The organism is Azohydromonas aeria, from assembly GCF_009760915.1.
Lineage (GTDB): Bacteria > Pseudomonadota > Gammaproteobacteria > Burkholderiales > Burkholderiaceae_C > Azohydromonas > Azohydromonas aeria.
In genome coordinates, this window is record NZ_VIDQ01000139.1 from 1 (window position 1) to 10753 (window position 10753).

The 10753-nt window shown below is 72.1% G+C and carries 3 protein-coding genes; all 3 read right to left on the minus strand.

The features are described 5' to 3' along the window. A partial coding sequence (locus FJ694_RS37880; protein WP_157272170.1) for a cadherin-like domain-containing protein occupies positions 1–7889 on the minus strand: 7889 nt, incomplete at its 3' end. Positions 7890–8008: 119 nt separating this feature from the next. Beyond that, positions 8009–8851 (minus strand): efflux RND transporter periplasmic adaptor subunit, encoded by an 843-nt coding sequence (locus FJ694_RS35170; protein WP_157272171.1) that lies wholly within the window; start codon positions 8849–8851, stop codon positions 8009–8011. A gap of 52 nt (positions 8852–8903) precedes the next feature. Then, positions 8904–10421 carry a TolC family protein gene (locus FJ694_RS35175; protein WP_157272172.1) on the minus strand — a complete coding sequence of 506 codons (1518 nt, stop codon included), beginning with the start codon at positions 10419–10421 and terminating at the stop codon, positions 8904–8906. Between the last annotated feature and the right edge of the window lie 332 nt (positions 10422–10753).

Below are 10753 nucleotides of genomic sequence, written 5' to 3' on the forward strand. Positions count from 1 at the left end.
ACCAGCGTGACCGTGCCGCCATGGGCGGGCTGCGTGACGGCGGTGACGGTCAGCGTCTCGCCGGTATCGGGGCCGGCGTCGTCGTTGCCCAGCACGTCCACCACGGTGGCGCCGCTGTCCTCGGCCACCGTGAGGGTGTCCGGGCGCGCCACGGGCGCGTCGTTGACCGGCGTGACCGTGACGGTGGCGGTGGCCGTGGCGGTGCCGCCATTGCCGTCGGAGACGGTGTAGGTGAACGACGTGGTGCCGAAGAAGTCGGGCGCGGGCGTGAAGGCGACCACGCCGTTGACCAGCGTGACCGTGCCGCCGTGGGCCGGCTGCGTGACGGCGGTGACGGTCAGCGTCTCGCCGGTGTCGGGGCCGGTGTCGTCGTTGCCCAGCACGTTGAGCACGGTGGCGCCGCTGTCTTCGGCCACCGTGAAGGTGTCCGGGCGGGCCACGGGCGCATCGTTGACCGGGGTGACCGTGACGTTGACGGTGGCCGTGGCGGTGCCGCCATTGCCGTCGGAGACGGTGTAGGTGAACGAGGTGGTGCCGAAGAAGTCGGGCGCCGGCGTGAAGCGGACCACGCCGTTGGCCAGCGTGACGCTGCCGGTGCCGCCGGCGGGCTGCGTGACGGCAGTGACGGTGAGCGTCTCGCCGGTGTCGGGGCCGGTGTCGTCGTTGCCCAGCACGTCCACCACGGTGGCGCTGCTGTCCTCGGCCACCGTGAGGGTGTCCGGGCGGGCCACGGGCGCGTCGTTGACCGGGGCGACGGCGAGGCTGGCCGTGGCTTCGGCCGAGCTCAGCCCGCCGTCGTCGATGGCGACGTAGCGGAAGCTGGCGTTGCCGCTCCAGTTGGCGTCGGGCTTGAAGTACAGCGTCGTGCCGCCGAGCACCGTGCTGGTGGTCACGGCCTGGGTCAGCGCGGCATCGCTGTAGAGGGTGCCGTGCTGAGGCAGCGTGGTGACGCGGTAGCCCGTGACGGTGCCGTCGATGTCGGCACCCGACAGCGTGACGGGCAGCGTCGTGTCCTCGTCGCCCGAGGCGCTCACGGGCTGCGCGGTGGGCGTGTCGTTGGCGGGGATCACCGTCACGCTGCGCGTGGCGATGTTGCTGTCGAGGCCGCCGTCGTTGACCCGGAAACTGACCGTGCGCGTGGCCGTGTCGGGCGTGTCGCTGCTGTTGCGGTAGGTGACGCTGCGCAGCGCCGCCTGCCACTGCGCCAGCGTGGCGGTGGCGCCGCTGGAGGACAGCGCGAGCACGCCGGTGGCGGCGTCGTAGCTGGCCGTGACGTTGCCCACGTCCAGGTTGCCGGGCGCGAAGGCCAGCTCGTCCTGCCCGGCCACGAAATGGCCGGTGATGGCCACGCGGGCGCTGGCCAGCGTGAGGCTGTCCGGGTCGGACACGGTCAGCTGTGGATCGACGGCGATGGCCAGCGACGCGGTGTCGGCGCCCTCGGTGAAGGCGGCCGCGCCGGCGCTGGTCGTGACGAGCGGGGCGCCGTCGTTGTCCAGTCCCGAGGTGTCGGCGTCGGGCATGCCGCCGGTGCCTACGTCGCCCGGGTACTTGCTGCCGGTGCCGCTGTCCACGATGGTGGCCACGGCGGTGCCGGAGGCGCCCGCGCCGGTGGCGGTGGCCGCCGTGAGCGTGAAGGTTTCATCGCCCTCGTAGATGGCGTCCTGCTCGCTGCCGATGGCCACGCGCACGAACACCTGGCCCGTGCCCGAAGCCCCGGGCACGACGGGCTGCGCGCTGCCGGCAACGTAGGTGGTCCAGGTGCTGCCGTCGGTGGAGAACTGCAGCGGCGTGAAGCCGGCGATGGTGGCGTCGCGGTCGGTGGTGTCGGCGGTGTTGCCCAACGCCAGGCTCAGCGTCTGGCCGGCCGTGGCGGTGACGGTGAACAGCGCCCAGGGCGAGGCCTCGTTGACCGGGCCGTGGGCCGTGACGCTCACGCCCAGGTCGTTGTCGAGCGCGCCGGTGTCGGTGCCGGGCGCGCCGGTGGGGGTGACGGTGCCGGGGTACCGGGTGCCGGTGCCGTCGTCCCTGATCTCCGCGGTGCCCAGCGCCTCGGTGCCGCCGGTGTTGGCGGCCACCAGGGCGAAGCTCTCCGGGCCCTCGTACACGCTGTCCTGCGTGATCGTGGTGCGCACCAGCAACTTGCCCAACGCATTCAGCGTCGCGCTGCCGGCATAGGCGCTCCACTGCCCGGTGCCGCTGTCGTAGACCTCCAGCGCGGTGCCGTGGTCGGCGTCGCTGGCCGTGCCGTTGCGCAGCGACAGCGCCACGCGCTGGTTCGCGGCGCCGGTGACCGTGAACACGGCGTAGGGCGAGGCCTCGTTGACGCTGAGGTCGTCCACGGCCAGCGGCCGGTCGTCGTCGGCGGTGGCGGTGGCGTCGGGGGTGCCGTCGGGCTTGAAGACCGTGCCCGTGCCGTCGTCGGCGATGGTGCCGCGGGCCGTGGCCTGGGTCGGGCTCAGCAGCGCGCCGCCGGTGGCGTCGGACAGCGTCACCGTGAAGGTCTCGTCGCCTTCGAAGGCGGTGTCGGCGCTGGTCTGCACGAAGAAGGTCTGCGTGCTGACGCCGGGGGCGAAGGTCAGCAGCTGGTCGGTCACGGCCGTGAAGTCGGCGCTGCCGGCCGTGTCGCCCGGGGCGATGGCGGTGGAGACCTTGACGCTCTGGCTCACGGCCGAGGCGCCCGTGCGCGTGACGGTGAAGTACGCCTGGCCGCCTTCGCTGACCTTGACCGGGCTGACGGAGAAGACCGGGCGGTCGTCGTCGGCGCCGCCCGTCTCGGGCACGGGCGAGGTGCCGGTGCCGGGGAAGGTGTGGGTGGAGGAGCCGTCGTCCTTGATCGTGATCGTGCCGGTGGCGGCGCCGGTGTTGGTCACCGTGCCGGTGAAGGCGCCGGTGCTCAGCGTGAGCTGCTCGCTGCCTTCGTACGTGGCGTCGTCGGTGATGGCCGTGCGCAGCAGCACGCTGGTGCTGCCGGCGGCGATGGTCACGCCGCCGGCGGCCGAGACCCAGCTGCTGCCGTTGTAGTACTGCAGGTCGGCGCTGGCGCCGGTGTCGGTGCCGGCGGTGGCCGTGCCGCTGACCAGGCTGGGCGTGAAGCCGATGGCCTGCGTGCTGGGGTTGGAAAGGCTGACCTGCAGCACCGCCCAGGGCGAGCCCTCGCTGACGGTGACGCTGTTCACCGAGACGGTGGGGCGGTCGTTGTCCAGCGCGCCGGTGGCGACGTCGGGCGTGCTGCCGGTGACGGTGCCGGTGTAGAGGGTGCCGGTGGCATCGTCCCTGATCGTGGCGGTGCCGGTGGCGCTGCTGGCAGCGCTGCTGGTGCTGCCCGAGGTGTAGGCGGCCGTGAGCCTGAAGTCCTCGGCGTTCTCGAACGTGGTGTCCTGGTGGACGGCCGTGCGCACGAAAAGCGTGGTGCTGCCGCTGCCCGTGCCGGGCACGGTGAACGCGCCGGCGTAGTCAATCCAGGCCAGGCCGTTCCAGTACTGCAGCTGCACCGCGCCCGCGCCGCCGGTGCCGTAGTCGATGCCGTTGCCGCTGGCGGTGGGGTGGGCCGTGCCGTTGGACAGCGCCAGGCTCAGCGTCTGGCCCGCGTTGGCCGTGACGGTGAACACCGAGTACGGCGAGGCCTCGTTGACGCTGATGCTGTTGACCGTCAGCGTGCGGTCCTCGTCGCGGGTGGCCGTGGTGTCGGGCGTGCCGTCGGGCTTGAACACCGTGCCGGTGCCGTCGTCCACGATCGTGGCGCTGGCCGTGTTGTCGGCCGTGGGATCCGCCGCCTCCAGCGTCGCGTCCACGAACGTGGCCGTGAGCCGGAAGCTCTCGGCGCCTTCGAACACGGCCGGGCTGTCGGCCGCGGTGGTCACGCGCACATGGAAAGCCGTGATGCCCGCGGGCACGGTGACCACGCCGCCGCTGACGGTCAGGGCCTGTTCCGCGCCCTGGTTGTCGAGGTAGTACACCTTGGCCAGGCTGTAGTCGCCGGCCTGCGTGCTCACGTCCTGCAGGCCGAGCCGCACGCCCGTGGCGGCGGCCGGCACCGAGCTCAGGGTGACGGTGAACAGCGCCGTGCTGCCCTCCGACACCGGGGCGCCGGGGCCGCTGACCGCCAGCGTCAGCGGCGGTCCGACGGTGATCTCGACGCTGTCGCTGTCGTTGGCGTGCTGGGCATCCTGGCTCAGGATGGTCAGGTAGTCCGTGCCCATGTAGCCCTGGGTCGGCGCGTAGCGCAGCAAGGCCAGGGCACTGTTGATGTCGGCCTGGGTGCCCTTGACGACCAGCTGGCCGGTGCCGCTGCCGGTGACGACGAGACCGGACGGCGGCGTGCCGCTGAAGCTCAGCGTGCCATGGTCCACGGTCAGCGTGGTCGAGCCCAGGTCGCCGTCGGCGTCGGCCACGCTGATCTGGTGGGCGCCCGTGAAGGCGAACGCCGTGTTGCCGATGACGGTGACGGCCGCCGGATGGCTGTTGACCGGGGCCTCGTAGCTGCCGGTGATGGAGACGGTGAGCGTCGCGACCGTCTTGCCGCCGTTGGCGTCGGAGACCTCGTAGCGGAACACGTCCTGCAGCGGCGTGCTGGCCGGCGTGAGCGCCTGGACGGCGGCCAGGCTGTTGTCCAGCGCGTACGAGTAGGTCCCGTCCGCGCCGATGGTCAGGTCGCCGTAGGCGCCCCGGATGCCTTGCCCGTTGGCGGAGGTCGAGGCGGCCGCCACCAGGGTGTTGGCGGTGGTGGTCCCTGCGCGGGTGACGCTCAGGCTGTCGTTGTTGTCGACGTCCGAGTCGTTGGCCAGTACCGAGCCGACGGCATTGCCCGGCGCGTCTTCCTGGACCGACGCCGTGTCCGCCACGGCCACGGGCGCGTCGTTGGCGCCGTTGATCGTGATGGTCAGGCGAGCCCAGGAGGTGAAGCCCGATCCGTTGGTGACCTTGTAGTTGAACACCTCCGTCAGGCTCTGGCCCGGTGCGAGCGCATTGACGGTGCCGTTGGCGTCGTTGACCGTGTACGTGAACGTGCCATTGGCTGCCATCGACAGGTTGCCGTAGGTGCCGCTGATGGGCGTGGCCAGGCTGGTGGTCGTGGCGGCGCCCGCCAGGCCCACCTCGGTCACGGTCAGGCCGGTGCCGGGGGTGGCAGCGCTGCTGGACCTGTCGTTGGTGATGACGTTGCCCGTGGCCGGCACACCGGCCGACGTGCCCGCCTCGGTGGCCGAGGCCGCGTCGTTGGCGGCGACGGGGTCGTTCGTTCCGGCCCCGTAGACCGTGATGTAGAGCGTGCTGCTGCTCGTGACGCCCCGGCTGTCCTGCATGGTGTAGCCGAAAGCCTCGACGGCGGACTGTCCGGCCGACAGGTACGGGTTGTCGGCGGTCGCGGCGTAGGTGTAGCTGCCGTCGGCATTGAGCGTCAGGGTGCCGTGGGCGCCGGCAATGGTCTGGTTGGCGGTGGTGATCCTGCTGAAGGTGAAGTTGCCCCCGGCCGTGCTGGTCAGCTCCTTGTCGAGCCTGATGGCGGTGAGCACGCCGCCGGTGTAGGTCAGGTCGCTGACCCTGGTGCCCGCCGGCACGCCCGTGCCGCCGACGTCCATGCCGATGGCAATGGTCCCGCTCAGGCCGCTCACGTTCGTCAGCGTCGTGGTGCCGGTGCTCGTTGCGGTGGCCACCGTGGCCGTCTTCATGCCGCTGGTGTTCTCGGTCACGGCCGTGGAGGCCTCGAAACCGACCCCACTGTGGGTGCTGAAGAAGCTGGCGAGGTCCGTGATGGCCACGTTGCCGCCGGCGTTGTAGTACGAGCCGGGCTTGGCGCTGAGCGTGATCGTCCAGTTGTTGGTGCTGGTCTCGAGTTTGGACACGAGCGTGACCTGCGTCGTCCCATTGCTGGCATAGACGGCGCGGTACGTGCCCCCGACGTTGACGTACAGGGCCCTGTTGTCCAGGTTGGCCGTGAAGCCGCTGTCGCCCACGAAGTTCAGCGTTGCGGCGCCCGGGGTCACCGTCACCGTGCCGACGACTGCCGTTCCCGTGGTCTGGATGCCGGCGATGGTCTTGTTGGCCTCGTCGTCATCGACGTCGGTGTCGTTGACGGTCACGTCGCCCGTGGCGTTGTAGCCGGCATAGGTGGTGCCGCTGACGGTGATGGTTTCCTTGGCCGAGTTGTAGTCCGGCCTCGCCGTGGGCGCGTCGTTGCTGCCGTTGATGCGCACCGTCAGCGTGCTGGTGGCCGTGCCGCCCTTGTAGTCGGTGGCCGTGTAGGTGAAGGTGTCGAGCAGGAACCCACCCAGCTGCAGCGCATCGACGGCGGGGTTGCCGTTGGCGACCGCGTAGCTGTAGCTGCCGTCGGCCCCCATCGTCAGCGTGCCGTAGCGGCCGCTCACCGGCGTGCCGTTGAGGCTGGTGGTGTTGCCGGAGACGGCCACCTGGGTCGCCGCGGACGCCCCGACCTTCGCCACCCCGAGCGTGTCGGCGGTGGGGTCGGTGTCGTTGGCCAGGACGTTGCCCGCCGCGTTGACGGTGGGCGTGTTGTGGCCCGCCTCGACGGCAGCGGTGGTGCCGTTCGTGCCGTTGGCCAGGTCCGGGTTCGCGGTCGGTGACAGGTTCGCCTGCACCAGGTTGTTGAGCGCCGTGTCCACCCGGTCCGACGACGAGCCGACCTGCGCGTAGCTGGTCTTCCCCGGCGTGTTGTCGATCAGCGTGGCGCCCGTGCTGATGCGGGGGCGCGCGTTGAACCAGGCCTGGTCCACCACCAGCAGGAAGCCGCGGTTGTCGGCGGCGTTGCCGTCGCCGTCCATGTTGCCGTCGGCCTGGGCCGCGGCCAGCGAGGTGAAGTTGGCGTCGGTCCAGAAGTAGAAGCCCCTGACGACGCCGTTCTCCTTGATCGGGCGGCTGATCCAGCCGAAGTAGGTCTGGCCGCCGATGACGAGGGCCGTGGCCGACACGTCGTTGCCGCTGAAGAAGCGGCTGCCGCCGCCGTCATCGACCCGCACCTGGCCCAGGCTGGTGGGATCGAAGTTGTGCAGGTTCTTTTCCTTCTCCGCCGCGGTCTCGGCCGGGCTGTCCACCTGGCCGTTGTTGTTCAGGTCGTACACCATGGCGTACGCGTTGACGAAGGCGTAGCTGGCGAACTCGGCCTGGAACGCCTGGCCGTCGATGCGGATGGCGCCGTGGTCGTCGGCGCCGTTGACGGCTTCCAGCCGCAGCGTGCCGTTGGCCAGCAGGTAGGCGAAGGCCTCGCCCTCGTCGCCGGCGGTATCCGCGTCGCCGTTGAGCGCCGTGTCCAGGGCGTGTCCCAGCTCCTCGGTCAGCACCTGCGTCAGCGACGCCGCGTCGGCGCCGGCCTGGACCCAGTCGCCGTTGACGTAGATCACCGGCACGCCGTCGGGCCCGCGGGCCACGAAGGCGCCGCGTGCGCCATTGAGGTCGGCGGCCGAGGCCAGGCTCACCCGCACGCTGAACTCGCCATCGGCGATCTGCCGCGCCAGGGCATCGGCGCGCTCCTGCCAGGCCGCATCCGGCTGCGGCTTGCCGCCGTTGAAGGCCGCGAACAGCTGCGCCTGCGCGTCGGGCTGGCGCAGCCACTCCTGCAGCCGCGTGGTGGCGTCGCGCACGGCGCTGTCCATCGTGGCCTGCGCGGCAGCGGGCACGGTGGCGGGCAGCGCCACGTCGAACAGCGGCGTGGCCGGGGCCGTCGTTGCCGCCGCCGCGGCCGCGTTCACCGTCCTGTCCGCGCCGCCCTGGTCCGCCACGGCCTTGTCGGCCACCGCCGTCTCGCGCGGCAGCACCTGGGCCGTGCTCTTCTGCACGGCGTCGGCCACGGCGGCCGCGTCGAACATCAGCCGCGCTTCCAGCGCCCAGGCGCGGGGCAGGGGCGAGGCGGGCTTTTTCCAGGTGGGCTTCTTGGACATGGGGGTACGGCGGACGGTGTGTTTGAAGCGACTGCGGGCACGCAGCTTGTGGCGCGTGCCCGTCAGGAGTCAGGAAATTGCGATGGCGATGGCGATGGCGATGGGGACGGGCAGGGGGCTCAATGCGCCGCGCGCTGGATCACCAGGCGCCCGCTCATGCCGGCCATGAGCTCGGCCGGCCGGCCCTCGATGGCGGCCACGACCTTCACGGACTGGCTCACCGGGTCCACGCGCGCGCCCACGCGCTGCACGCGCGCCGGGTAGCTGCGCCCGGTCTCGTCCACGGCGATCTGCACGGTCGAGCCGGAGCGCACCTGCGCCAGCCAGCGGCTGGGCATGATGAACTCGACCTCCAGCACCGTGTCGTCGATGATCTCCAGCAGCGCCTGGCCGGGCTGCACGTACTGTTGCTCGCGCACCTTCTGCTCGGCCACGCGGCCGGCGAACGGCGCGGCGATCGAGCACTTGCCCAGCACCACCTGCATCTGCGCAACTTCGGCGCGCTGCTTGGCGACCTCGCCTTCGGCCTGCTCCAGCTCCTGGCGCCCGGTGGCGTTGAGCTCGTTGAGCCGGACCTGCGTGGCCTGCTGCTTGGTGGCCACCTCCAGGTTGACGCGGGCGCGCGCGAGCTGCGCCTGCTGCAGGCTGCAGTCGAAGCTCACCAGCGGCTGCCCGGCCTTGAAGGAGGTGCCCTCGCTCGCGCCCAGGCGCTGCACGCGCGCGCCGATCTCGGCGGCCACGGTCGTGAAGCGCCGCGGCGAGAGTTGCGCGCGCACCTCGGGGCCGGCCTCGATCGGGGCGGCGGCGGGCTGCGGCGCGAGCTGCGCCGCCGGGGCCAGGGCCACCTTGGTGGGCGCGGCGGGCGCGGCGGGCGCGGCGGCAGGCGGTGCGGCCAGCGCGGGCAGCAGCGCGGACAGCAGCAGCGCGGCGGCGGCCAGGGGCTGGGAGAAGGTCGGGTTCATGGCTTTCCTCTGTTCGAATGCGCGGCTCTGGCGGCCGCGCTTTGGGGGTGGCTTATTGAGCGGCGGCGGCCGGCGCGGGCCTGGCGGAGAGTTGCGCGCGCACCTCGGCGGCGATCTGCTCCAGGCTCAGGTCGTCGCTGCTGTGCGGCAGCGGGTCCACGCCCAGCGTGGCCTGCAGCCGGCTCTGCGCGGCGTGCACCTGGGCCAGCGCCTGGTAGCGGCGCAGCAGGCTGACGATGGTGGTGGTCTGCGCGGCCACGCGCTCGAGCTTGGAGCCGGCGGCGGCCTGCTCGCGCCTGGCGAGCTGGCGGGTGATCTTGTCGTCGAGCTGCCACAGCACGTCGGCGCGCTCGAACTGGCGCCGCGCGCCCAGCAGCTGCTCGCGCGCCACGTGCACCTGGGCCACGGTGGCCACGTGCGCGGCCAGGCGGCGCTGGTCGGCCAGCGCCACGCCGGCCTCGGCGGCGCGCTTCTGCGACGGCAGCGCCAGCAGGTTGAACACGTTCCACGACACCTGCACGCCGGCCTCGGCCCAGCCGTTGTGCACGAGGTACTTGTCGGTGTCGTAGCGCGGGCCGAGGTTGAAGCTGACGTTCGGGTAGGCGCGGGCGATGACGCGCCGGGCCTCGGTGGCGGCGATGCGGCGCTGGTACACCTGCTCGCGCAGGTCGGCGTTCTGCGCCAGCGCCAGCTCTTCCATCGCCTCCGCCGGCATCGCCAGCGGGTCGCCCACGGGCTGCTCGTCGTCCACGGCCAGCCTGGTGTCGAGCATCACCGGCGCGTTGATCAGCGCCGCGAGCTCGAAGCGCGCGGTGGCGAGCTCGTGCTCGATGGACTCCAGCAGCCGCATGTTCTCGGTGAGCTGGCGCTGGTAGCGCAGCGACTCCAGCGGCGAGCGCAGCCGCTCGACCTCGGCCTGGCGCGCGTCGGCCAACGCCTCCTCGGCCAGCTTCAGGCTGGCGCGCACGTCGGCGTTCAGGCGCTGCGCGCTGGCCACGCGCCAGAAGGCCACGCGCACGTCCTGCACCAGCTGGTGCGTGGCCTTGCGCCGGCGCTCGGCGGCGGCCAGCACGCGGTCGGCCGCCTGCTCGCTGGCGTAGCGCGCCAGGCTGAAGTCCAGGATGCTCCAGCTCAGGTCGAGCTGGCTGGTGAGGTGCTGGCGGTCCTGCGACAGCAGCGGGTCGGTGGACACGGGCGTGCCGTCGAGCTTGGTGCTGCGCGAGATGCGGTCGCTGTCGCGCATGCTGTAGCCGGCCGAGGCCAGCAGCTTGGGCAGCATGTCGTAGCGGCTGGCGTCGAACTGCTGCGCGGCGAGCGCCTGCTCCATCAGCCGGGCGCGGCGGTCGAGGTTGTACTTCAGGGCGCGGGCCACCGCCTCGTCGAGCGTCAGCGTCGCGCCCAGCGGCGCCACGTCGCGGCGCACCGCGGCGCGGTCGAGCTGCAGCTGCGACTCGATCTCGGCGGCCTGCAGCGGCTGCGGCACGGGGGGCTGCAGCTGCGCGCAGCCGGTGGTCAGCAGCACGGTGGCGGCCGCGCCGGCGGCCAGGAGCAGGGAACGGTGGTTCTTCAAACGCTTCTCCGCGACACCCGGCGCCTCGGTGGCGGCGGCCGGCAGTCAAGACCTGGGATCGGCGCGCGGGCCGCAAGACTTCTTGCGGTGCGCGCCACGCCGATCGGGTCCGTTCGGAGGGGTCTGAAGCGGCACCTTCGGCAACGGGGGCGAAGGTACTGAAGGTGCGCTAGCCGACTGTCAGGGGTTTGTGAACTGGCCTGACAGTTCGGCACAGAAGCGGAACTGCTTGGCACCGGCCCGCGTTGCGCGGGCCGGTGGGGGCGCTGGGCGCCCCGGGCGCGGTCAGCGCCCTTGACGCACCGGGGCGCCGTGGGCGCCCCGGGATTCTC